The organism is Pseudomonas sp. ATCC PTA-122608 (assembly GCF_001952855.1).
GTDB lineage: Bacteria > Pseudomonadota > Gammaproteobacteria > Pseudomonadales > Pseudomonadaceae > Aquipseudomonas.
Map to the genome: position 1 here is coordinate 517,780 of NZ_LPNO01000001.1, position 22,495 is coordinate 540,274.

General features: G+C 59.9%; 21 protein-coding genes. 3 read left to right on the top strand and 18 right to left on the bottom strand.

The features are described from left to right. Position 1 precedes the first annotated feature (1 nt). From AU074_RS02485 to AU074_RS02515, 7 genes are all read right to left on the bottom strand, one after another. Positions 2 to 805 (bottom strand): ABC transporter ATP-binding protein, encoded by an 804-nt coding sequence (locus tag AU074_RS02485; RefSeq protein WP_010168669.1) that lies wholly within the window; start codon positions 803 to 805, stop codon positions 2 to 4. Next, positions 802 to 1,950: an ABC transporter permease gene (locus tag AU074_RS02490; protein WP_076013335.1), complete on the bottom strand. Its 1,149-nt coding sequence runs from the start codon at positions 1,948 to 1,950 to the stop codon at positions 802 to 804. The genes AU074_RS02485 and AU074_RS02490 overlap by 4 nt, the downstream gene beginning before the upstream one ends. A 55-nt stretch (positions 1,951 to 2,005) precedes the next feature. Further along, a complete protein-coding gene (locus AU074_RS02495) occupies positions 2,006 to 3,049 on the bottom strand; it encodes a DUF5924 family protein (RefSeq protein WP_076013336.1) in 1,044 nt (347 codons plus the stop codon). Between the two features lie 71 nt (positions 3,050 to 3,120). Continuing rightward, the gene (locus tag AU074_RS02500; protein ID WP_076013337.1) at positions 3,121 to 4,503 is read right to left on the bottom strand and encodes a pitrilysin family protein; all 1,383 of its coding nucleotides are present in this window, start codon (positions 4,501 to 4,503) and stop codon (positions 3,121 to 3,123) included. Positions 4,504 to 4,561: 58 nt separating this feature from the next. After that, positions 4,562 to 6,220, bottom strand: coding sequence for a Na/Pi cotransporter family protein (locus AU074_RS02505; RefSeq protein ID WP_076013338.1), 1,659 nt, complete (start codon positions 6,218 to 6,220; stop codon positions 4,562 to 4,564). Between the two features lie 295 nt (positions 6,221 to 6,515). Beyond that, positions 6,516 to 7,283 carry a TerC family protein gene (locus AU074_RS02510; protein ID WP_076013339.1) on the bottom strand — a complete coding sequence of 256 codons (768 nt, stop codon included), beginning with the start codon at positions 7,281 to 7,283 and terminating at the stop codon, positions 6,516 to 6,518. Between the two features lie 64 nt (positions 7,284 to 7,347). Next, complete coding sequence (locus tag AU074_RS02515) at positions 7,348 to 8,655, bottom strand: CitMHS family transporter (protein WP_076013340.1); 1,308 nt, start codon at positions 8,653 to 8,655, stop codon at positions 7,348 to 7,350. A 272-nt stretch (positions 8,656 to 8,927) separates the two neighbouring features. On the opposite strand from AU074_RS02515, the gene AU074_RS02520 reads away from it, so the two are divergent. After that, positions 8,928 to 9,329, top strand: coding sequence for a GFA family protein (locus AU074_RS02520; RefSeq protein WP_076013341.1), 402 nt, complete (start codon positions 8,928 to 8,930; stop codon positions 9,327 to 9,329). On the opposite strand, the gene AU074_RS02525 is transcribed toward AU074_RS02520, so the two are convergent. The 11 genes from AU074_RS02525 to AU074_RS02575 all read right to left on the bottom strand — a co-directional run bounded on the left by AU074_RS02525 (position 9,326) and on the right by AU074_RS02575 (position 19,428). Next, positions 9,326 to 11,287: a DUF4105 domain-containing protein gene (locus AU074_RS02525; protein ID WP_076013342.1), complete on the bottom strand. Its 1,962-nt coding sequence runs from the start codon at positions 11,285 to 11,287 to the stop codon at positions 9,326 to 9,328. The genes AU074_RS02520 and AU074_RS02525 overlap by 4 nt on opposite strands. Then, positions 11,284 to 11,604, bottom strand: a complete 321-nt coding sequence (locus AU074_RS02530; RefSeq protein ID WP_076013343.1) for a DUF2388 domain-containing protein — start codon at positions 11,602 to 11,604, stop codon at positions 11,284 to 11,286. Before AU074_RS02530 ends, AU074_RS02525 begins: the two co-directional genes overlap by 4 nt. Before the next feature lie 26 nt (positions 11,605 to 11,630). Then, positions 11,631 to 11,939 (bottom strand): DUF2388 domain-containing protein, encoded by a 309-nt coding sequence (locus AU074_RS02535; protein ID WP_076013344.1) that lies wholly within the window; start codon positions 11,937 to 11,939, stop codon positions 11,631 to 11,633. A 107-nt stretch (positions 11,940 to 12,046) separates the two neighbouring features. After that, the gene (locus AU074_RS02540) at positions 12,047 to 12,367 is read right to left on the bottom strand and encodes a DUF2388 domain-containing protein (protein WP_076013345.1); all 321 of its coding nucleotides are present in this window, start codon (positions 12,365 to 12,367) and stop codon (positions 12,047 to 12,049) included. Between the two features lie 154 nt (positions 12,368 to 12,521). Next, positions 12,522 to 12,716 carry a DUF1127 domain-containing protein gene (locus AU074_RS02545; RefSeq protein ID WP_076013346.1) on the bottom strand — a complete coding sequence of 65 codons (195 nt, stop codon included), beginning with the start codon at positions 12,714 to 12,716 and terminating at the stop codon, positions 12,522 to 12,524. 264 nt (positions 12,717 to 12,980) lie between these two features. After that, the gene (locus AU074_RS02550; RefSeq protein ID WP_003214752.1) at positions 12,981 to 13,196 is read right to left on the bottom strand and encodes a DUF1127 domain-containing protein; all 216 of its coding nucleotides are present in this window, start codon (positions 13,194 to 13,196) and stop codon (positions 12,981 to 12,983) included. A 318-nt stretch (positions 13,197 to 13,514) separates the two neighbouring features. Further along, on the bottom strand, positions 13,515 to 15,008 hold the full coding sequence (locus AU074_RS02555; RefSeq protein ID WP_076013347.1) for an acetyl-CoA hydrolase/transferase family protein: 1,494 nt from the start codon (positions 15,006 to 15,008) through the stop codon (positions 13,515 to 13,517). A gap of 180 nt (positions 15,009 to 15,188) precedes the next feature. Further along, positions 15,189 to 16,625, bottom strand: coding sequence for an NAD(P)(+) transhydrogenase (Re/Si-specific) subunit beta (locus AU074_RS02560; protein WP_076013348.1), 1,437 nt, complete (start codon positions 16,623 to 16,625; stop codon positions 15,189 to 15,191). Then, entirely contained in the window at positions 16,625 to 16,945 is a 321-nt protein-coding gene (locus AU074_RS02565) for an NAD(P) transhydrogenase subunit alpha (RefSeq protein ID WP_003187417.1), read from the bottom strand. The genes AU074_RS02560 and AU074_RS02565 overlap by 1 nt, the downstream gene beginning before the upstream one ends. A gap of 15 nt (positions 16,946 to 16,960) precedes the next feature. Further along, positions 16,961 to 18,082: a Re/Si-specific NAD(P)(+) transhydrogenase subunit alpha gene (locus tag AU074_RS02570; RefSeq protein ID WP_063033683.1), complete on the bottom strand. Its 1,122-nt coding sequence runs from the start codon at positions 18,080 to 18,082 to the stop codon at positions 16,961 to 16,963. 446 nt (positions 18,083 to 18,528) lie between these two features. Next, positions 18,529 to 19,428 carry a LysR family transcriptional regulator gene (locus AU074_RS02575; RefSeq protein ID WP_076013349.1) on the bottom strand — a complete coding sequence of 300 codons (900 nt, stop codon included), beginning with the start codon at positions 19,426 to 19,428 and terminating at the stop codon, positions 18,529 to 18,531. Positions 19,429 to 19,585: 157 nt separating this feature from the next. Between AU074_RS02575 and AU074_RS02580 the strand changes: the two genes are divergently transcribed. Both AU074_RS02580 and AU074_RS02585 read left to right on the top strand, forming a co-directional pair. Beyond that, positions 19,586 to 20,767 carry an acyl-CoA dehydrogenase gene (locus AU074_RS02580; RefSeq protein ID WP_010168706.1) on the top strand — a complete coding sequence of 394 codons (1,182 nt, stop codon included), beginning with the start codon at positions 19,586 to 19,588 and terminating at the stop codon, positions 20,765 to 20,767. 13 nt (positions 20,768 to 20,780) lie between these two features. Then, positions 20,781 to 22,001, top strand: a complete 1,221-nt coding sequence (locus AU074_RS02585) for a CaiB/BaiF CoA-transferase family protein (protein ID WP_076013350.1) — start codon at positions 20,781 to 20,783, stop codon at positions 21,999 to 22,001. The last annotated feature ends 494 nt before the right edge of the window (positions 22,002 to 22,495 follow it).

The window sequence follows — 22,495 nt, forward strand, 5'->3', positions numbered from 1 at the left end:
GTCATACCTCGTTGAGCAGTTGAGCGGCATCCAATGCCGCGCGGCCCCGTGGGCCATGGAAGTATTCGTGAATCCAGGCGTCGTCGGTTTCCGAGACGACATCGATGGCATCTGCCACCAGTACCTTTTTCTGCGCCAGCACCGCCACGCGGTCGGTGATGGTGTACAGCGTGTCGAGGTCGTGGGTGACCAGAAACACGCTCAGGCCCAACGCATCGCGCAGGGTCAGGATCAATTGGTCGAAGGCGGCGGCGCCGATCGGGTCAAGGCCGGCGGTGGGTTCGTCGAGAAACAGAATGTCCGGGTCCAGCGCCAGGGCACGGGCCAGGGCCGCACGCTTGATCATGCCGCCGGAGAGTGACGATGGATATTTGTCGGCGGCCGACAGCGGCAACCCGGCCAACGCCAGTTTCACCGCCGCCAGGTGTTCGGCATCGGGACGGCTGAGGCCGGCATGTTCGATCAGCGGCAAGGCGACGTTTTCGGTAACCGTCAGCGAGGAAAACAGCGCGCCCTTCTGGAACAGAACACCGAAGCGCCGTTCCACCATTGAGCGCTCGTGCTCCGAGAGGCTCGGCAAGTTCTGCCCGAACACCCGCACTTGCCCTTCGCTGGGCTGGCGCAGGCCAATGATGCTGCGCAGCAGCACCGACTTGCCGCTGCCGGAGCCACCGACTACGGCGAGGATTTCGCCCTTGTACAAATCCAGGTCGAGGTTCTCGTGCACGCTTTGCGGGCCAAAGCGGTTGCACAGCCCACGGACTTCGATCACCGCCTCGGTGGGCGCACGGCGTAAACGACTCACCAGCCCATCTCCATGAAGAACAGCGCGGCGACCGCATCCAGCACGATCACCACGAAAATCGATTGCACCACGCTGGAGGTGGTGTGGGCGCCGACGGACTCGGCGCTGCCGCTGACCTTGAAGCCTTCCAGGCAGCCGATGGCAGCAATCAAGAAGGCGAAGATCGGCGCCTTGATCATGCCGACGATAAAGTGCTGTACGCCGATGTCCGATTGCAGCAGCGAGAGGAACATCGCCGGTGAAATATCCAGGGCCACTGCGCACACCACACCACCCCCGATAATCCCCGAGATCATCGCCAGGAACGTCAGCATCGGCAGCGCCACCAGCAATGCCAGCACGCGGGGCAGCACCAGCAACTCCATCGGGTCGAGGCCCAGGGTGCGAATAGCGTCGATTTCTTCGTTGGCCTTCATCGAGCCGATTTGCGCGGTGAAGGCACTCGCGGTGCGGCCGGCCATCAGGATTGCGGTGAGCAACACGCCGAATTCCCGCAGGAACGAGAATGCCACCAAGTCCACGGTAAAAATGCTCGCGCCAAAACTGGCCAGCACCGTGGCGCCGAGAAACGCGACCACCGCGCCCACCAAAAAGGTCAGCAAGGCCACAATGGGCGCGGCGTCGAGGCCGGTCTGTTCGATATGCGCGACCATTGGCGTCACGCGCCAACGCTTGGGCCGGAACACGCCACGGGCGAAGGTTTCGAGGATCAGGCCGATAAAGCCCAGCAACTTCAGGCCGTCTTGCCAGACGGTGTACACCGCGCTGCCGATGCGCGCCAGCAACATGATGCCAGCGGCTTCTTCCGCTTCCTTGGCCGGTACACAGAAGTCGTTCAGGGAGCGATAGACGGTTTTCAGCAGTGCACGGTCGGCGGTCGAGAGGCTGCAGTCGGTCTGTTCGGCGGATTGTTCGATGCGCTCGGGCCCGAGCAATTCCACCAGCAGCGAGGCGCCGGCCGTGTCCAGGGCGCCGAGGCCGTTAAGGTCAATGCGCGCGCCAGCGTCGTACTGGCCGTCGAGCTTTTCCGACAGTTTCTTCAGGTTGGCATAGTGGGCAAGCGTCCAATCCCCCGTAATCCTCAGTTGTGGAGGTTGGGTGGACGTGTCCAGATGGGCTGCACCGGCCGTTGTGCTACTGGTCATAAGCTCCGAGCTTGTTTGGCTATTCCAGAATTCCTACGTAATAGCACGATCCTGCCTACTTTGGCGCGTCCGGCGTTGTAGCGCCCTGACCGGGGTCAGTCACCTTGAAGCGCAGCACGCCGATCACCTGACCATCTTCGGTCAGCACCCGCACCTGCCAGCGTCCCACCGAGTCGGGTGGGAAGTTCTGCTTGTGGGTCCAGGCCCGATAACCTTCCTTGCGCCCGCCATGGATATCCAGGGCGATACGGTCGACTTCTTTGCCGTTGAATTTCCACACATGGTAGATCCGCTCATCCAGCCCGCGCGGCGCGTTGATCGCGGTGTAGGCATACAACCCGCTGCTGCGCAGTTGGGCGGCGCTGACTTCTTTCAGGTCATCGCCGGGCGTGCGGTCCTGCAATTGAGTGCTGATGGCCACTTCGGTCATCCACAGCGTGGCGGGCGGCACCCAACTGCGCAGGAACCAGCCGGCGCAACCAATTGCCGCGGTAACCCCCAGCAGCATCGCCCAGCCTTTGATGCTGCGCAGCGGCAGGCTGACGGCCAGGCTCGGGATGGATAGCGCCATAGCCACACCGAGGGCCAGTTTGTAACTCTCGGCGGTGGTCAGGTGCAGGATGATCGGCAGCGCGGTCAGCAGGGCTGCGAACAGGGTCAGGGTATGCAGTGCCAGAAACAGCGAGCGCTTGGGCGCCAGCCACTTGTAGTACAGCGGGTCGATGATCGAGACCAGCGCCGCCGCGCCCAGCAGGCCGGTAAAAATCGACTGGCCGCTGTTCCAGGTGGTGGTGACAAAAAAGAACGGCAGGACAAAAAACAGGCTTTCCTGGTGGATCATCTGCGTGGCGTAGCGCAGCAGCGGTTCGGGAATTTCCCGTTTGAAGACTTTGCTGAACAGTTGGGTGAGGCTGTTTTCGAGCATCAGCCATAACCAACTCACCAGCATGATGACCGCGATCCAGCTGGCCATGCCTTGCTGGCGATCCACCAGGATGAAGCTGCCCACACCCGAGATGAAGCCGCCGAGCGCAATCACCCCTGGGTAGCGCTTCATCAGCTCGAGGATGCGCTGGATGTAGTGGGTCAGCATAGGCATTCGGCAGTTCACAGTCTTTGTAGGGGAAATCCCAGACAGAATAACGTTTTAGCCGTTTTCTCGGGGCTTCATTACGCAATCCCTTTGCGATAACGCCACACGCCGAGTAACACAAGCGCAATCAGCCCCAGCGCACCGGCGGCGATCCAGTTGAGGGTGTCGTAACTGAACAAAGGTTTCTCGATGCGCCAGTAGCCGTTCTGCTTGAACAGCTCGCGCATCGCCTGGTTGGCCTGCGCCAGGCTGACGGCCTTGATGCGCTTGGCCGGGTCACTGAAGCGCCCTTTGGCGTAGTCGCCCGACGCACTCCAGTAATAGTCGGCCAACGCGCTGTTGCCTTGAACGGCCCAGGCCTGGCGGGCGATGGCGGCTTGTTGCAGGCGGGCAAAGGTGGCGGGGTCGAGGCCGTCCTGCAGCAGTTGGGCCTTGAGGGTTTCCAGCACCTGCTCAGCTTCGGGCAGGTCGTCGCGCTCAAGGTCGGCGTTGAGGCTCATGAAGCCGACGCCGCCCAGCACTTCGCGCTCGCTCCATGGGCCGTAGGACAAACCATGCTGCAGCCGCAGTTGGCGATACAGTGCCCAGTCCAGGTAGTCCTTGAGCAGGTCGAAGGTTTCATCGTACTGATCGTCCAGCACCGGCTCGGGGAATAACCAGTGCAGCTTGGCGTTGTCACCGACCCAGCCGTGGATCAGATCGCGGCGGATGGCGGCGGCGTGTTGAATCTCCGGCAGTGGGCGATGTTCGCTGGGGTCAACCGGGTCAAGCGCGCCGTAGGTGCGTTCGAGGTAGGCCGGCAACAGCTTGTCGAGGTCGCCGACGATGATCAGGGTCATGTTGTTGGGGGCGTACCAGGCCTTGCGCAGCTTTTCCAACTGGTCGCGGGTCAGGTGCTCAACTTCGGCCCGCTCGGCGCATTTGAGGCCCAGCTCTACGGCAAGCTGGCTGCTGGCCTTGTGGCCGAGGTCCTGGCGATCCAGCAGGCGTTGCAGGTGTGAGTAATGGCCGCCGTCTTCGCGTTCCACCACTTGTTTGGCGGCGTTGATGTTGGCGTCGGTCAGTTCGGTGCGGGTGACGATGGCCAGCAGCAGGTCGAGCACCTTGCGCTGGTTTTGCGCCGGGGCCTCGATGACGAAGGTGGTGTCGGCGTTGCTGGTGTAGGCGTTCCAGTCGCCGCCGAGGGCTTGCATGCGTTCTTCCAGCTCACCTTCGCCACCGCCGTCGATACCGCTGAACAGCAGGTGTTCCAGCAGGTGCGGCAGCTCCTTGTCTTCGCAACTGAAGTCATCCAGGCCCACGCCCACCACCAGGCGAATGGCTACGTGGCCGCGCTCAGTGCCCGGTTTGAGCAGCAATTGCAGGCCGTTGGGCAGTGTGTAGCCCTCGACTTGCAGGCGGTCAAAGGCAAAGGTGTGGGCCGAGCCGATGAGCAGGCAGGCGAATAGCAGGCGACGCATAACAGGCTTCCTGGCGAATGAGGTCCGTTGTTAACTGACTTCACTCGCCGTCGTACGTTCAGGGCGAATGCGTGATGTCGGCAATATCGTCCGCCGAGAGCGCGCCGGTGTCGGTGGTTTCGAGCACCACATAAGCGCTGCTGCAGAACAGAGAATTGAGACGCTTCATGTCAGCAATCAGCTCCAGGTGCAGGGAACTGGTCTCCAGGCTCTGTACGATTTTACGTTGCAAGCGGCTGACGTGGGCGTGGGCCAGGCGACGCTCCTGGGCGCGAAAGCGACGTTTCTCCCGCAGCAATTGCCGGGCGCTTTCCGGGTCGGCGCTGAGGAACACCGACAGGCCCAGGCGCAGGTTGGCGATCAACTGAGATTGCAGGCCGGCCAGCTCCTCCAGGCCGACTTCGGAGAACGAGCGGCGCTGGGAGGTTTTTTGCTGCTGGACCTTGCGCAGCATGCGTTCGATCAGGTCGCCGGCCAGTTTCAGGTTGATCGACAGTTCGATGATCTCGGCCCAGCGCCGGCTGTCTTGCTCGCTGAGGTCTTCCCGGGGCATTTGCGCGAGGTAGAGTTTGATCGCGCTGTAAAGCGCCTCGACATCGTCGCTCAGGCTGCGCATTTCCTGGGTGATGGCGGTCTGCTTGCCCCGCAGCACTTCCAGCATTGAGGTCAGCATGTTGTCGATCAGGTCGCCCAGGCGCAGGGTTTCGCGGGCGGCGTTGGCCAGTGCAAGGCTTGGGGTGGCGAGTGCTGCCAGGTCCAGGTGGCGTGGCTTGGCCAGGCCGTTGACCTCCTCGCGCTCCGGCAGCAACCAGGCGCACAAGCGGGACATCGGGCCAATGGTGGGCAGCAGGATCAGGCAGCGAGTGACGTTATAGAGCAGGTGAAAGGTGATCACCATGCCTTGGGCGCTGTAGTCCAGGCCGTCCATCCAACCGACCAGCGGGTCGAGTACCGGGATGATCAGCAGCAAGCCGATCAGCTTGTACAGCAGGCTGCCCAAGGCCACCTGGCGCCCGGCGGCGTTCTGCATGCTGGTACTGAGGAAGGCCAGCACGCCGCTGCCGATGTTGGCGCCGATCACCAGGCCGATGGCCACGTGCAGGCCGATCACGCCGGCACCGGCCAGGGTCGCGGTCAGCAGGACGGCGGCCAGGCTGGAGTAGGAAATCATCGCGAACAGTGCGCCGACCAGGGCATCGAGCAAGATATCGCCGGTCAGTGAGGCGAACAGGACTTTAACGCCCTGCGCGTGAGTAATCGGGCCCGCAGCTTCGACGATCAGTTGCAGTGCGAGGATGATCAGCCCGAGGCCGATTCCGACGCGGCCCATCTGCCCGGCACGCGTCTGTTTGCGCGACAGGAAGAAAATCACCCCGAGAAAAATCAACAGCGGCGACAGCCACGACAAGTCAAAGGTCAGCACTCGGGCCATCAGCGCGGTACCGACGTCGGCACCGAGCATGGTCGCCAGGGCGGGCATCAGGCCCATCAAGCCCTGGCCGACAAACGAGGTCACCAGCATCGCCGTGGCGTTGCTGCTTTGCACCATGGCCGTTACCAGGATGCCGGCGATAAACGCCAGCCAACGCTTGGACATGTTCTGCCCGATGACCTGGCGCAGGTTGGAACCGTAAACCCGCAGGATGCCGGTACGGACGATGTGCGTGCCCCAGATCAGCAGGGTTACCGCGGAAAGCAGATTGAGCAGGGTCAGCATGCTGGGCCCCCTGTGTTGAGTCGTGCCCCAATCGGAGCAAGTGAATAGTGCCGCGTGCCTTTCTACGTCTTGTACTTAAGCTGTAGTTGGCGAATGGGCTCTGCGCCAGCATCGCATAGCTAAAGTCGGGATTGAAACAAAACTGTCATGAAATCAGCTTTTTGCAGATGAAAAAAAGGGGCTTTGCAGGAGCGAGCTTGCTCGCGAAGCACTCAAGGACAACGCGTTCAATCAGACTGCGCGCATTATCGTTGGCGATCTTCGCGAGCAAGCTCGCTTCTACAGGAGTTCCAGGTTATTGACCCGGAATGTCCTTGCGCAGTTTCACAGGGTCCTGCTGTTTCTTCTTTTTGTTGATGGCAGTGCGCATCTTGATGTTCACCGCTTCTACCGCCAGGGAGAACGCCATGGCGAAGTAAACGTAGCCTTTTGGCACGTGTACGTCGAAGGCCTCGGCGATCAGCACGGTACCCACCACCAGCAGGAACGACAGCGCCAGCATTTTCAACGACGGGTGTTTGTCGATGAAATCGCTGATGGTGCCGGCGGCCATCATCATTACCAGTACGGCGACGATGATTGCGGCAACCATCACCGGTACGTGGGAAACCATACCAACGGCGGTAATCACCGAGTCGAGCGAGAACACGATGTCGATGATCGCGATCTGGATGATGGTGTAGATGAACTGGCCACCGGCACCTTTCGGTTCGTCGTGGGTTTCGTCTTCGCCTTCCAGCGCGTGGTACATCTCCTGGGAGCTTTTCCAGAGCAGGAACAGGCCACCAAAGAACAGGATCAGGTCGCGGCCGGAAATGCCTTGGCCGAACACCATGAACAGGTCGTCGGTGAGGCGCATCACCCACGTAATCGACAGCAGCAACAGGATTCGCGTGACCATGGCCAGGGCCAGGCCGAAGATCCGGGTGCGGGCCTGCATGTGCTTGGGCATGCGGCTGACCAGGATCGAAATCATGATGATGTTATCGATGCCCAAGACGATTTCGAGGGCAGTCAGGGTGAAGAAGGCAATCCAGATTTCTGGATTGGTCAGCCATTCCATGTGTAGTCCTTTGAACGAGTTTGGACCGCGCCAGCCTTAAGATCTGACGCGGTGAGTTGTACGATTACAGAGTGCTGAACAGCGGAAAAATCCCCATCAGCAACGCTGCGACCATTATGCACAGGCATACCAGCACCGCCCACTTGAGGGTGAAGCGCTGGTGATCGCCAAATTCGATACCCGCTAGCGCCACCAACAAGTAGGTCGATGGAACCAGTGGGCTCAACAAGTGCACGGGTTGGCCAACGATCGAGGCGCGGGCCATCTCCACGGCGGTGATGCCGTAATGGCTGGCAGCTTCGGCCAGTACCGGCAGTACGCCGTAGTAGAAGGCATCGTTGGACATGAAGAACGTAAACGGCATGCTCACCAGCGCCGTGATCACCGCCAGGTAAGGGCCGAGGGCGTCAGGGATCACTGCGAGCAGGCTCTTGGACATGGCGTCGACCATGCCGGTACCGGACAGAATACCGGTGAAGATACCGGCGGCGAAGATCAACCCGACCACCGCCAGTACGCTGCCGGCGTGGGCGGCGACGCGGTCTTTCTGCATTTGCAGGCATGGGTAGTTGACGATCATCGCGATACTGAAGGCCACCATGAACAGCACGGGCAGCGGCAGCAGGCCGGCGATCAGGGTGCACATCAGGGCCAGGGTGAGCGCGCCGTTGAACCAGATCAGCTTCGGACGGCGTGCATCCGGGTACTGTGAAACGCTGATTTCGCTGTGGTCGATCTCGTCGCCGTGCAGGTGCAGTTCGCCGAGGCGCGCACGTTCGCGTTTGCCGTACATGTAGGCAATCACCAGGATCGCAACCACGCCCGCCAGCATCGCCGGGATCATCGGCACGAAAATGTCCGACGGGTCTACATGCAGCGCACTGGCCGCACGGGCAGTCGGGCCGCCCCACGGGGTCATGTTCATCACGCCGCCGGCGAGGATGATCAGGCCGGCCATGATCCGCGGGCTCATGCCGATGCGCTTGTACAGCGGCAGCATGGCGGCCACGCAGATCATGTAGGTGGTGGCGCCGTCACCGTCCAGCGAGACCACCAACGCCAGTACGGCGGTGCCGACCGAGACCTTCAACGGGTCGCCTTTGACCAGCTTGAGGATTTTGCGCACGGCCGGGTCGAACAGGCCGGAGTCGATCATCAGGGCAAAGTAGAGAATGGCGAACATCAGCATCACGCCGGTCGGCGCGAGCTTGGTGATGCCTTCGAGCATCATCGGGCCGATCTTCGGCGCAAAGCCGCCGAACAGCGCGAACAGGATCGGCACGATGATCAGGGCAATCAGCGCGGACAGGCGCTTGGTCATGATCAGGAACATGAACGTGATGACCATGGCAAAGCCAAGGAAAGTCAGCATAGGAATACTCCAGGCGTAGCGCGGCTAGGGAATGGCGAACCGGTTGGGGTCAGCGCAGAACGAACAGCACGAGGCGTACGGGTGGAGTTGGGGCAAACAGGCGGGTACGAGCGGACATCGGGAATCACCATTGTTGTTGTTAATAACCGGTCTGTTGCCGGTAGTGGTGGGCGATCCTAGTCCCGGAAGCTTTCAGCCAGCTTTCGCTTAAGAAACAGGCTACGTTGAGTGACGACTGGTCCTATATGAAATGAGGATGTGGGAGACAAAGCATGCATGAGCAACACCAAGGCGGCTGCCACTGCGGCCGGGTGCGCTATGAGTTCAGCGGGGCGTTGGTGGACATTGCCCACTGCCACTGTTCGATTTGCCGGCGGGTCAGTGGAGGGTTGGTGACCACCTGGATCACCCTGCCCCGTTCCGCATTTGCCTGGGTGGCGGGAACGCCGGCCCAGTACGAATCGTCATCGACGTGTGTGCGGTATTTCTGTTCGAACTGTGGGGCGCACCTGGCATTGGTGACCCGCCTGAGCCCCGAGAGTATCGATGTGACCATCGCGACCCTGGATCACCCGGAGCGCGCCCCGGCAGATCGGCATATCTGGGTAGAGAGCCGATTGCCGTGGTTGCATCTGGATGAGCAGTTGCCGGAAGAGGATGAAGAGGTGCTCTAGGGCAGCTCGAATCCGCCGGAGGCCTTGTGCAAGGCGCGCAAGTGCTCGCCCAGCAGCTTGAGGTTGGCTTCACACGCGGCAATCTCTGCGGCGCGTGACGGCTCCAGCAGCGCCCTCACCTCTTTGTCCAGGTCGCCCGTCAGCGACTGCAATTGCTTCTGGCGCGCGGCGCTTTCCGATTCCAGGCGCTGGGATTCCGTGGGCTGTGGCAAGCCGTAACCGCTGGTGCCCAGCAGCTCTGCCGGGCGACTGAGGAAGCCGCTGTTGGCGAGGATCTGCTGCAAGGTGGCGTTGGCTTTCTCCATGCCGCCGTTTTTCAGTTCGCGGGCGCCGAGGTAGCGTTGTTTGACTTCATCCTGGGCCAGCATGAGCTGCTTGCGAAAGCTCGCCTGCTCCAGCAACAGCAAGGCCGCGCTGGCGCGCAGGTCCGCTTCGGCGAACCATGGGCGACGTTCCTCCGCGCTCAGGGACAACCAATCTTCCACCTCGGCCTGTTTGATCGGCAGGCGCTTTTTCAGCACCTCGAACATCGCCTGGTAACGCTCGCGGAAGGAATCGAAGTGATAGCCGAGGCGCAGTGCGCGCTTTTTGTCATCCAGCACGCTGGTATCGGCCAGGCCCCGGCCCTTGAGGACTTCCAGCAGGCCATTCGGCGTGATGTTGTCCAGGCCGGTCAGTTGCGGGTTGGCGCTGCCGCTGCGTAGCAGTTTCAGGCTTTCGACTGCGCAGTTGTTGGAGATGAAGAAGTAGTTGCCGTCATAGCTCCAGTGCATTTCGGCGGCGTGTTCAACGGTGTCGTTGATCTCCTGGCGCGTGAGTGTCAGGGGCACCGAGGCCAGGCCACGCAGTTCGGTCTTGGTGTACTCGTCGATGACCTGGGACAGCGGCAGCACGAACAGCCGCGACGGGTACTTGCCGATCAGTCCGTCCCAGCTTGAAAGCTGTACGTCCCCGACAAACGCGCGGTAAGACAGAACCAGGTGCTGGTCCAGGTCCAGTCGGCAGTCCGGGCCGCGTGGCCGGCCTGGGGCGCAGATCACCAGGCGCAACATGCTGTGGCCCCAGCGGCTCACCAGGTTCTGGTTGGCTTCGGCCAGCAGGTAGTCGATTTCATAGACCCGCTCGGGATCGACCTGGCCCAGTGGCGTCTTGGCGAAGTCGTTGCCGGCATTCAGGAAGGCGTAGGTTTTGGCGCAGGTGTCCTTGGCCGGCGGCGCCCAGCCAAAGTGTTCCTTGTAATAGCGGTACAGCGAAGGCCGGCGGCAGGCGTAGCTCGGGTCGAGGAGGAAGTACTCCATGTTGACCGCGACGAACTCCAGCGGGCTGGTGGTTTCGTAGATGTCCGGGCTGCGGGCGACCTGGTGGTTGTTCTGTTCACGTTCGCCGCGGCGACCGACGTATTGCGGCCACCCGGCGAGGTCCAACAGGCGCGGGTCATCGCTGAGGGTAAAGCGGCGGTCGTTCTGGCCACGGCATTGATCGGGCAGGCCGATCAGGCCAGTGATGTTGTTCTGGCGACTGCAGCGCTGGACCAGCTTGCGGTCGGCGCTGGGCCACAGGCGGGCGCGGTCGTAAATGTGGGTCAGTTCATGCAGCACGGTGGCGAGCATTTCCCGGCGCACGGTACCGTGGGGGCGATTGGTTTTTTGGGTTGCGGCGCTGCCGTCGGTGAGGCTGTCCAGCAGGTTGCTGTTGAGGTCCAGTTCGGACACCAGCGAGGCCTGGCCGTAGGCGTTCTCGGGCATCTTGTCGGTCCAGCCGACGTCGATGGTCCGGTCCAGTTGCTGGATGAACCGCGGGGGTAACGCCTGCATCGCTTCATCCAGCAATGCCTGGCTGGCTTGTTGCTGAGCAGGGCTCAAGCCATCGGTCTTGAGCCGTAGTTGCAGGTCGGCCTGAGCCGCGCTGGCGCCGAGCAGCAGCGTGCCGGCCAGTAGCCAGGCGGCGATTTGCCTCACAGAGAGAGGATAGCTTCGGCGAGGACCTGGTCGCTGGCGTCGCGGGCTTCTGGCACGCGGGTTCGCAGGGTGTCGAAAGCAGCTTCCAATTGGGCGCCACGAATCTCGCCATCGCTGGCGACGAAACTGGCGGCGTCGTCGTGGGCTTCGCGTACGACTTTCGAGTCGCGGATGGATGTGGTGGTGTCCGAGGTAAAATCAATGGTGCGGGCCGAGGCGCGGACGATGATGTTACTGGTGGCCTTCAGGGTTTGTGCCTGAGCAACACCGGCCAACAACAGCAGGCCGAGAGCGGCGGCGATCAGCGGGCTACGCATGGAAAGACTCCGAAATACAAAGATGATTATTGGACGAGAATTGCTTGCGCCAGTTCAAGGTCACTGGCGTTAAGTTTTGGCTGGGCATGGCGCAGATAATCCAGCGCTGACTCCAGTCGGGCTCCCCGCCATTGGCCGTCAGTGGCAATGAAAGCGGCAGCGTCATCCTGGGCGGCCAGTATCAGTTTATGGTCGAACGGTGCGGAGGTCACTTTGCTGGTGGCGTATGCACTGACAACGAGGCTCTGGGTGGACAGGTCAAAGGCCAGAACTTGCGTGGACCAGCAGGCGCAAAACATTACGGGAACGATCAACAGGCGGTATGAAAAAGCCATGGGACTCGACAACTGAAAGCGAGCGCCAAGGCTAGCGCAATGCCCGTGCGAGAGCCAGCGCGAAGGTTTCAGGGAGCGTTTGGCGCTCCCTTCTTCCTCGCCTGCGGTCAGATGGCCAGGATCGCCTGGGCCAGTTGAGCGTCAGTCGCGATGTTCAGTTGTGGGGCCTGTTGGCGGATCTGGGCCAGGGCGCTTTCCAGTTTCACACCACGGATGGCGCCTTCGCTGGCGACAAAGCTGGCGGCGTCGTCGCGGGCGGCACGTACGACTTTGTTGTCACGCAGGGAGGATGTGGCGTCGGAGGTCGCATCTGAGGTGGCTTTCAGTGCGCCGACGATCGAGTCCGTGGTCACGATCAGGCTGGAGGCGTTGGCATTGGCAGCCAGGGACAGCAGTGCTGCAGTGCTCAGCAGGCGAAGACGGGACATGGGGTGACTCCTGTGGATGAACGAATAAAGGTGGCACAAAGCCGCTAAGTGAGCAGCGAGACCATGGGCATCAGACGCCCGTTCTACAGGGTTCGCCACGTGGTAACCGGATATTAAGCCGCCGTTTATCCGTTCGGATAGCCACCCGAGCTGATTACTCGCTCCAGAACGATTTGGACAGCTCTGCTGCTCGGTCCCCGTGACTGATTCCCGCGTCAGACAATTCCCGTGGATCCAGTTGAGCCAGCAGCCTGCGTGTGCGGGTACGTTGCCCCCACCGGGCGAGCGCCGCGGTCGTGCGCTTGAGTAGACGTATCAACAGAGGGCGTTGCTGAATTTGGGTAGTCATGACGAGCGCCTTTCATGAGGTTCTGGAACACCATGTTGGGCCGGAAGGTATTACCGGTACAGATACACCAAGGCTTAATTTGTACTGCTTAATTGTTATTGTTTTTAAACTGTACCTGTCCGTATGAGAGCCTACTGTTTTCGCCCTTGAAAATCCAAACCCCAGAAACCACAAAACCCGCCTCCGGTTACCCGGGGCGGGTTTTGCTTCAACAATTCGGAGTGCTGGCGGTGGACCCGGTGGGTCAGGGCCAGCGGACGCTAATTAGCGCCAGAACGGCTTGCTCAGCTCTTCGTAGCGTTGTGCTTCGCTGATACCGGCGTCAGCCAGCAGACGCGAATCCAGGCGAGCCAGTTGATGGCGGCTGGAGATGCGGCGCTGCCACAACATCAGGTTGGCGAGAACGCGCAGAGGCAGGGAAGCCTGGGTGTTTACAGCTTTTTCTTCGAAGAACAGATCGGAACTGAGTGTACGTTCCATGATGACATCCTTCCGCTTGTGGCGGGATTAGGTAGTGGTTTAACTGATGCCAATGATCCTCCTCCGGCGCAAGACTCTCTAGATACAGTTCACCTGTATTGTGAGGGGCCAGTTAACTGTTTATAGAGGCTGTACTGTACGAAATTGGGGCAACTGTACCTATGAGCACTTTAATGGTGCGTTTTAGGTGATTTTTGAGGTGCGGGTAGGATTTTTCGGTAGGAAATGACCGGTACAGCAGTACAGTTTTTTATAAAAATTGGGTTTGGAAACCCGGACTGATGAAGCTGTGTTTGCATCAGTCCGAATCTGTATCAATCACGCCTTCAGCATATGCCCGGTTTCTTCCAGGTTGATGTGCCAACTCAGGGCTTCTCGCAGGATATGCGGGGTGTGACCGCCTAGAGCACAGGCTTGGGTGAAGTACGTGTTCAGGGCATCGCGGTACGCCGGGTGCACGCAGTTGTCGATGATGACCCGAGCCCGCTCCCGCGGCGCCAGGCCCCGCAGATCCGCCAGGCCGACCTCGGTCACGAGGATGTCGACGTCATGCTCGGTATGATCCACATGGCTGACCATCGGCACCACGCTGGAAATCGCGCCAGCCTTGGCGATCGACTTGGTGACAAAGATCGCCAGGTGCGCGTTACGCGCAAAGTCGCCCGAGCCGCCAATCCCGTTCATCATCCGCGTGCCGCAGACATGGGTGGAGTTGACGTTGCCGTAGATGTCGAACTCCAGTGCGGTGTTGATACCAATGATGCCCAGGCGCCGCACCACTTCCGGGTGGTTGGAGATTTCCTGAGGCCGCAGCACCAGCTTCTCTTTATAGCGTTCCAGGTTGCCGAACACGTCGGCGTTGCGACGCTCCGACAACGTGATCGAGCTACCGGAGGCGAAGCTGAGTTTACCGGCGTCGATCAGGTCGAACGTGGAGTCCTGCAGGACTTCCGAATACATCGTCAGGTCTTCGAACGGCGACTCGATCAGGCCACACATCACCGCGTTGGCGATGTTGCCGATGCCGGCCTGCAGCGGACCCAGCTTGTTGGTCATGCGCCCGGCGTCCACTTCTTCTTTAAGGAAGTTGATCAGGTGATTGGCGATCGACTGGGTGTCGCTGTCGGGCGGCGTCACAGTGGAGGCCGAGTCCGATTGGTTAGTGATGACGATGGCGACGATCTTCTCCGGCGGGATCGGGATCGCGGTGCTGCCGATACGGTCGTCCACGGCCACCAACGGAATTGGCGTACGGGTCGGGCGATAGCTCGGGATATAGATGTCGTGCAGACCTTCCAGGTTCGGGTTATGCGCCATGTTGATCTCGACGATCACCTGCTTGGCGAAAATCGCGAAACTGGCGGAGTTACCCACAGACGTGGTCGGAACAATGTGGCCTTGCTCGGTGATCGCCACGGCCTCTATCACCGCAATGTCGGGCAGCTTGAGCTGATTGTTGCGCAGTTGCTCGACGGTTTCGGACAGGTGCTGGTCGATAAACATCACTTCGCCGGCGTTGATCGCCTTGCGCAGCGTGCTGTCCACCTGGAATGGCATGCGTCGCGACAGTACGCCGGCTTCGGTCAGTTGCTTGTCCAGGTCGTTGCCCAGGCTGGCGCCGGTCATCAGAGTGATTTTCAGCGGTGATGTCTTGGCGCGTTCGGCCAAGGCGTGCGGCACGGCCTTGGCTTCACCGGCGCGGGTGAAGCCGCTCATGCCGACGGTCATGCCGTCCTGGATCAGTGCAGCAGCGTCAGCCGCGCTCATGACCTTGTTCAACAACGAAGGCAAGCGGATACGATCACGGTACATGGATTGTTATCTCGGGCTACGGAAGCAAGATGCGCAGTCTAGTGATTTCAAAAAGTTTCGTCCCGCTACCATGGTCGAATGCCAGGCAGCGATTTAGAGCCTTTTGTCGGTTTTCTATCGGTAATAAAAAACCCCAGCCTACTAAAGGCCAGGGTTTTGGGTATTGCGCTGGCGCAGTGTTTATTCGACGGCCTTGACCATGTCTTCGATGACCTTCTTGGCGTCGCCGAAGACCATCATGGTCTTGTCCAGGTAGAACAGTTCGTTGTCCAGGCCGGCATAGCCGCTGGCCATAGAGCGCTTGTTGACGATGATGGTCTTGGCTTTGAACGCTTCGAGGATCGGCATGCCCGCAATGGGCGATTTGGGATCGTTCTTGGCTGCCGGGTTGACCACGTCGTTGGCGCCAAGTACCAGCACCACGTCGGCCTGGCCGAACTCGGAATTGATGTCTTCCATCTCGAACACCTGGTCGTAAGGCACTTCTGCCTCGGCCAGCAGCACGTTCATGTGGCCAGGCATGCGACCGGCAACCGGGTGGATCGCGTACTTCACGGTCACGCCGCGGTGAGTCAGCTTCTCGGTCAGCTCTTTCAGCGCATGTTGTGCCCGGGCTACCGCCAGGCCGTAGCCTGGGACGATGATCACGGTGTCGGCGTTGGTCAGCAGGAAGGTCGCATCGTCAGCCGAACCGGACTTCACCGGGCGCGCTTCTTTCGAACTGGCCGGGCCGGCGGCGTCTGCCGTATTGCCGAAACCGCCGAGCAGCACATTAAAGAAGGAGCGGTTCATCGCCTTGCACATGATGTACGAGAGGATCGCGCCGCTTGAACCCACCAGCGAGCCGGCGATGATCAGCATCGAGTTGTTCAGCGAGAAGCCGATACCCGCTGCTGCCCAGCCGGAGTAACTGTTGAGCATCGAGACGACCACCGGCATGTCGGCACCGCCAATCGGGATGATGATCAGCACGCCCAGCACGAATGCCAGGGCCAGCATCAATGCGAAGGCGCCGAGGTTGCCGGTGAACATGAAGGCCAGGCCCAGGCCCAGCGTCAACAGTCCCAGCACCAGGTTCAGCTTGTGCTGGCCGCTGAACTGTACCGGTGCGCCCTGGAACAGGCGGAACTTGTACTTGCCCGACAGCTTGCCGAAGGCGATGACCGAGCCGGAGAAGGTAATTGCACCGATGGCTGCACCGAGGAACAATTCCAGGCGGTTACCGGCGGGGATCGAATCCCCCAGGTGTTTCACGATGCCCAGGGATTGCGGCTCCACGACTGCGGCGATGGCAATAAACACCGCGGCCAGGCCGATCATGCTGTGCATGAACGCCACCAGCTCCGGCATCTTGGTCATTTCCACGCGCTTGGCCATGATCGAGCCCGCGGTGCCGCCGACCAGCAGGCCGACGATGACGTAGCCGATGCCAGCCGTTGCCAGCTCGGCGCCGAGCTTATAGATGAGGCCCACAGTCGTGAGCACCGCCAGTGCCATGCCGAGCATGCCGAACAGGTTGCCGCGCCGCGAAGTGGTTGGGTGTGACAAGCCCTTGAGGGCCTGGATAAAGCAGATCGACGCGACCAGGTAGAGCGTCGTAACCAGATTCATGCTCATTACTTCGGCGCCTCTTCTTTTACTTTCGGGGCTTTCTTCTTGAACATCTCAAGCATCCTGCGGGTAACCAGGAAGCCACCGAACACATTGACCGCAGCGAGGGCCACAGCCAGGGTGCCCATGGTCTTGCCCAGCGGCGTCACGGTGAGCGCGGCAGCCAGCATGGCGCCAACGATCACGATCGCCGAAATCGCGTTGGTCACGGCCATCAGCGGGGTATGCAAGGCCGGGGTGACGTTCCAGACCACGTGATAACCGACATAAATTGCCAGCACGAAGATGATCAGGTTGTAGATACCGGGGGAGATAAGCTCTTCCATCGTCTGAATCCCTGCTTAGGCGTTTTTGCGGATGACTTGGCCGTCGCGGCACATCAGGCACGCGGCGACGATGTCGTCTTCGAGGTTGATTTCAAACTGCCCTTCCTTGGTGAAGACCAGCTTCAGGAAGTCCAGCAGGTTACGTGCGTACAGCGCCGAGGCGTCGGCTGCGACGGCGCCTGCCAGGTTGGTCGGGCCGCAGATGGTCACGCCGTTTTCCACGACCACCTGGTCTGCCACAGTCAGCGGGCAGTTGCCGCCTTGGGCTGCGGCGAGGTCGATGACCACCGAGCCTGGCTTCATCTGTGCGACGGTCTCGGCGCTGAGCAGGGTCGGTGCCTTGCGGCCCGGGATCAGTGCGGTGGTGATGACGATGTCGGCTTGCTTGGCGCGCTCATGCACGGCCAGGGCCTGGCGCTGCATCCAGCTTGTTGGCATCGGGCGCGCGTAGCCGCCAACACCGACGGCGCACTCACGCTCTTCATCGGTTTCGTATGGCACGTCGACGAACTTGGCGCCCAGGGATTCGATCTGTTCCTTTACGGCCGGACGCACGTCGGACGCTTCGATGACCGCGCCCAGACGCTTCGCGGTAGCGATCGCCTGCAGTCCTGCTACGCCTGCGCCGAGAATCAGCACGCGGGCGGCTTTCACTGTGCCGGCGGCAGTCATCAGCATTGGCATAAAGCGAGGGTAGTGATGGGCGGCGAGCAACACGGCCTTGTAGCCGGCGATGTTGGCTTGGGAAGACAGCACATCCAGGCTCTGCGCGCGGGAGGTACGCGGCGCGGCCTCAAGGGCAAAGGCTGTGACGCCATGCTCGGCCAGCCGGGTGATGGTTTCGTTGCTGAACGGATTGAGCATGCCCACCAGCACGGCGCCACTTTTGATCAGCGTCAGTTCGCTGTCATTGGGGGCGACCACCTTGAGGATCAACTCGGCGCCGAATGCATCACTGGCGCTGCCAATGGTTGCGCCTGCCGCTTCATAGGCACTGTCGACGACACTGGCATTGACGCCTGCTCCGCTTTGCACAGTGACCTTGTGGCCCTGGCCGATCAGCTTCTTGATGGTTTCCGGGGTGGCAGCCACCCGCGTTTCACCGGTCTGGGTTTCGAGAGGAACACCAATGTGCACGTCAAATCTCCTGCATGATCTTTTTGCTTTGATTTTGTAAAAAGGCCAGTGCACCGCAAGAGGCACATCTGGGCGGCCGATCAGCACGATCCCGCTGAAACACAGCGGGGCGCGGCATTTTGCAGGCGAACTTTACGGCCTTCAAGAGATTATGACGGGTGACGAAAAATTAACTACAAGTCACCCTGTGACTGATTGTCGCAACGCTTGGTTATAAACCTTTAAAATACATACAGTTAAAGGGTTCCAGCTGATATCAGCGCTTTTTTCCATCGCCGATGTGAATGGCTGTGTATCGCCGGGACTTTATGGCTACAGGCCAATATAAACATGGCTTTAAGCCTTGTTTTTGGATGAAAGTTACGGTCTTCTAAATTGCGACATATATATACATATGTAGGTATTTGTATTGTTTGACTACAGGGTCAGCTTATTGATTTTATCCTTTAGATATTGGGGTTATAGCGTTGTGACTGATCAATCAGCCAGTCTCTGAATGCGTGGAGAGAGGCAGATTCGACTTTTCTCTCGGGAATCATCAGGTAGTAAGCCTTTGAGCTCGCCAATATCTGAGGGCTGGCGACCACCAGGTGCCCTTCGCTCAGTTCTCTCTGAATAAGGAACGGTGGGATCAGTGCAATGCCCATGTCGTGTATGGCTGCCTGGGACAACATGGAGAATAGCTCGTAACGCGGCCCTGTCATGTCGCGGGGTATGTCCAGCTGTTGCGCGTTGAACCACTGGCGCCAGGCGTAGGGTCGTGTGGTTTGCTGCAGAAGAGGCAGTTCGGCGATTTCCTGCGCGGTGAAGTGCGTGCGCTCGCCCAGCAAGCGAGGGCTGCACACCGGGAGTGGGTTTTCTCCCATCAGTTTGTGGGATTCGGTACCGGACCAGTCGGCATCGCCAAAGTAGATCGCGGCATCAAATTCGGTATCGGCGAACAGGAAAGGCCGTGTGCGGTTGGTGAGGTTGACGGTGACTTCGGGGTGTTGGCGCTGGAAGTCCTTGAGGCGCGGGATCAGCCATTGGGTGCCGAAGGTCGGGACCACCGCCAGTTCGATAACGTTGGTGCCCTGCTGGCCCATGACCGACAAGGTGTCGCGCTCGACCGCGTCCAGCTGTGTAGCCACCCGGCGGCTGTAGGAAAGCCCGGCTTCTGTCAGTTTTACGCCTCGGCGCGAGCGTCGAAACAGCTCGACACTCAAAAACTCCTCAAGGCTGGCGATCTGTCGGCAGATTGCGCCTTGGGTGATTGAAAGCTCCTGCGCAGCCTTGGTAAAGCTCTCGTGGCGGGCTGCTGCTTCAAAACTGACCAGGGCTGTCGTGCTGGGAATCTTTCTGCGCATGTACCGTAGCCTCACAAGTAAAGAGCATCTATAGCGCTTATGGATGTTACGGAGTGAGAAATTAGCACAAGGCTATGCAAAAACCTCGTTTGCCCTCTTCGCCTGCCCGGCCTAGGCTCCATGCACGACTTTTGATTTACTTCGCGAGGACTCACTCATGGGCGGTAAGGCAAGCTTCAACTGGATCGATCCACTGCTGCTGGATTCACAGCTCACCGAAGAAGAACGCATGGTGCGCGACAGTGCCGAGCAGTTCGCTCAGGACAAGCTGGCGCCGCGTGTGCTCGAAGCCTTCCGTCATGAAAAGACCGACCCTGCGATCTTCCGCGAGATGGGTGAGACCGGCCTGCTGGGGGCGATGATTCCAGAGCAGTACGGTGGCAGCGGCTTGAACTACGTCAGCTATGGCCTGATCGCACGTGAGGTCGAGCGTGTGGACTCTGGCTACCGTTCGATGATGAGTGTGCAGTCCTCGCTGGTGATGGTGCCTATCAATGAGTTCGGCACCGAAGCGCAAAAGCAGAAATACCTGCCGAAGCTGGCCTCTGGCGAATGGATTGGCTGCTTTGGTCTGACCGAGCCTAACCATGGTTCCGACCCGGGCGCGATGATTACTCGTGCGCGTAAGGTGGATGGCGGCTACAGCCTCACCGGCAGCAAGATGTGGATCACCAACAGCCCGATTGCCGATGTATTCGTGGTGTGGGGCAAGGACGATGCAGGCGACATCCGCGGCTTCGTTCTGGAAAAGGGGTGGAAAGGCCTGAGTGCTCCAGCGATTCACGGCAAGGTCGGGCTGCGCGCGTCGATCACCGGTGAGATCGTTATGGACAACGTGTTTGTGCCTGAAGAAAACATCTTCCCGGATGTGCGCGGCTTGAAAGGACCGTTCACTTGCCTTAACTCGGCGCGCTACGGGATCTCGTGGGGCGCGCTGGGTGCCGCGGAGTTCTGCTGGCATACCGCGCGCCAGTACACCCTGGATCGTCAACAGTTCGGGCGACCATTGGCGGCTACCCAGTTGATCCAGAAGAAGCTGGCAGACATGCAGACTGAGATCACCCTCGCCCTGCAAGGTTGCCTTCGGTTGGGCCGTATGAAGGATGAAGGCACTGCGGCTGTGGAAATCACCTCCATCATGAAGCGCAACTCGTGTGGCAAGTCCCTCGACATTGCCCGGATGGCTCGGGACATGCTCGGTGGTAACGGCATCTCCGATGAGTTCGGTATTGCCCGCCACCTGGTCAACCTTGAGGTGGTGAATACCTATGAGGGTACTCACGACGTGCATGCGTTGATCCTTGGGCGCGCGCAAACCGGTATTCAGGCGTTCTATTAATAGGAGAGCGACCATGGGCGCGCTATCGCACCTGCGGGTACTGGATTTGTCGCGAGTGCTGGCGGGCCCTTGGGCCGGGCAGATACTGGCGGACCTTGGCGCTGAAGTGATCAAGGTCGAGCGGCCGGGCAACGGCGACGACACGCGTGCCTGGGGGCCGCCTTTCCTCAAGGATGCCTATGGGGAGAACACCACTGAGGCGGCGTATTACCTGTCGGCCAATCGCAACAAGGAATCGGTGACCATCGACTTCACGCGGCCGGAGGGTCAGAAGCTGGTGCGTGACCTGGCGGCGAAGTCCGACATTCTGATCGAGAATTTCAAGGTGGGAGGCTTGGCGGCTTATGGGCTGGACTATGAGTCGCTCAAGGAGATCAATCCGGAGTTGATCTACTGCTCGATTACCGGTTTTGGCCAGACGGGCCCTTATGCGACGCGGGCGGGCTACGACTTCATGATTCAGGGGCTTGGCGGGCTGATGAGTCTGACTGGCCGCCCGGAGGGTGAAGACGGCGCCGGGCCGGTCAAGGTGGGTGTAGCGCTGACGGATATCCTTACGGGGCTCTATTCGACGGTTGCGATTCTGGCTGCCATGGCTCACCGAGACCATGACGGCGGCGGTCAGCATATTGATATGGCGCTGCTGGATGTACAGGTGGCTTGTCTGGCCAATCAGGCGATGAACTACCTGACGACGGGTGTCTCTCCCAAGCGTTTGGGTAACGCTCATCCGAATATCGTGCCGTATCAGGATTTTCCTACGGCGGATGGCGACTTCATCCTTACAGTGGGTAACGACGGGCAGTTCCGCAAGTTTGCAGAGGTGGCCGGGCAACCGCAGTGGGCAGATGATCCTCGGTTTGCCACTAATAAGCTGCGAGTGGCCAATAGGGCGGCGCTGATCCCGTTGATTCGCCAAGCGACTGTATTCAAGACAACTGCTGAATGGGTCGCTCAGCTGGAGCGGGTGGGCGTGCCTTGCGGGCCGATTAATGATTTGGCGCAGGTGTTTGCCGATCCGCAGGTGAAGGCGCGCGGCTTAGCAATGGAGTTGCCTCATGCGCTGGCGGGAATGGTGCCCCAGGTGGCCAGCCCTATGCGGCTGTCCAAGACGCCCGTTGAATACCGTAGTGCACCGCCCCTATTGGGTGAGCATACCCATCAGGTGCTACAGCAAGTGCTGGGTTTGACGCCGGCGAGTGTGTCGGCACTTAGGGACGCTGGAGTTATCTGAAGGCTCTCTTATATAGAGGGCTGTTTAGGCTCTCTTATATAGGAGGAGATTGGTCGATTTTTAGTCAGAAGTGCCTATTTGATAGAAATCCTAAATTAAGGGTTGACGGCAGATTCTGGAAGTCTATAATTCGCCCCACTTCCGGCGCAGTCGAAACGGAAAACTCCTTGGTAAACAGAGAGTTATGTAGGTTTCGACAGCGAGCTGCTTCAGATGATCGAAGCCCAGAAGGAGTTAGTAAGGCCGTGTTGTTTGGCCCTATTAACGGTTCGATCTTCTCGGTCGAAAGCGGAGAAAAAGAGGTGTTGACAGCAGCGTGTAACGCTGTAGAATTCGCCTCCCGCTAACGAGAGATCGGAAGCGCAAGTGGTTGAAGTTACAAAGGAAACTTTGAAAGCTTCTTAAAAAAACCGCTTGACAGCAACAGAGGCTGCTGTAGAATGCGCGCCTCGGTTGAGACGAAAGATCTTAACCAACCGCTCTTTAACAACTGA

Excerpts from the sequence above, each read along its gene's own strand:
- AU074_RS02490 (WP_076013335.1), bottom strand. The coding sequence starts at position 1,950 with ATGACCAGTAGCACAACGGCCGGTGCAGCCCATCTGGACACGTCCACC.
- AU074_RS02495 (WP_076013336.1), bottom strand. The coding sequence starts at position 3,049 with ATGCCTATGCTGACCCACTACATCCAGCGCATCCTCGAGCTGATGAAG.
- AU074_RS02500 (WP_076013337.1), bottom strand. The coding sequence starts at position 4,503 with ATGCGTCGCCTGCTATTCGCCTGCCTGCTCATCGGCTCGGCCCACACC.
- AU074_RS02505 (WP_076013338.1), bottom strand. The coding sequence starts at position 6,220 with ATGCTGACCCTGCTCAATCTGCTTTCCGCGGTAACCCTGCTGATCTGG.
- AU074_RS02510 (WP_076013339.1), bottom strand. The coding sequence starts at position 7,283 with ATGGAATGGCTGACCAATCCAGAAATCTGGATTGCCTTCTTCACCCTG.
- AU074_RS02515 (WP_076013340.1), bottom strand. The coding sequence starts at position 8,655 with ATGCTGACTTTCCTTGGCTTTGCCATGGTCATCACGTTCATGTTCCTG.
- AU074_RS02520 (WP_076013341.1), top strand. The coding sequence starts at position 8,928 with ATGCATGAGCAACACCAAGGCGGCTGCCACTGCGGCCGGGTGCGCTAT.
- AU074_RS02530 (WP_076013343.1), bottom strand. The coding sequence starts at position 11,604 with ATGCGTAGCCCGCTGATCGCCGCCGCTCTCGGCCTGCTGTTGTTGGCC.
- AU074_RS02535 (WP_076013344.1), bottom strand. The coding sequence starts at position 11,939 with ATGGCTTTTTCATACCGCCTGTTGATCGTTCCCGTAATGTTTTGCGCC.
- AU074_RS02540 (WP_076013345.1), bottom strand. The coding sequence starts at position 12,367 with ATGTCCCGTCTTCGCCTGCTGAGCACTGCAGCACTGCTGTCCCTGGCT.
- AU074_RS02545 (WP_076013346.1), bottom strand. The coding sequence starts at position 12,716 with ATGACTACCCAAATTCAGCAACGCCCTCTGTTGATACGTCTACTCAAG.
- AU074_RS02550 (WP_003214752.1), bottom strand. The coding sequence starts at position 13,196 with ATGGAACGTACACTCAGTTCCGATCTGTTCTTCGAAGAAAAAGCTGTA.
- AU074_RS02555 (WP_076013347.1), bottom strand. The coding sequence starts at position 15,008 with ATGTACCGTGATCGTATCCGCTTGCCTTCGTTGTTGAACAAGGTCATG.
- AU074_RS02560 (WP_076013348.1), bottom strand. The coding sequence starts at position 16,625 with ATGAGCATGAATCTGGTTACGACGCTCTACCTGGTCGCGTCGATCTGC.
- AU074_RS02565 (WP_003187417.1), bottom strand. The coding sequence starts at position 16,945 with ATGGAAGAGCTTATCTCCCCCGGTATCTACAACCTGATCATCTTCGTG.
- AU074_RS02575 (WP_076013349.1), bottom strand. The coding sequence starts at position 19,428 with ATGCGCAGAAAGATTCCCAGCACGACAGCCCTGGTCAGTTTTGAAGCA.
- AU074_RS02580 (WP_010168706.1), top strand. The coding sequence starts at position 19,586 with ATGGGCGGTAAGGCAAGCTTCAACTGGATCGATCCACTGCTGCTGGAT.
- AU074_RS02585 (WP_076013350.1), top strand. The coding sequence starts at position 20,781 with ATGGGCGCGCTATCGCACCTGCGGGTACTGGATTTGTCGCGAGTGCTG.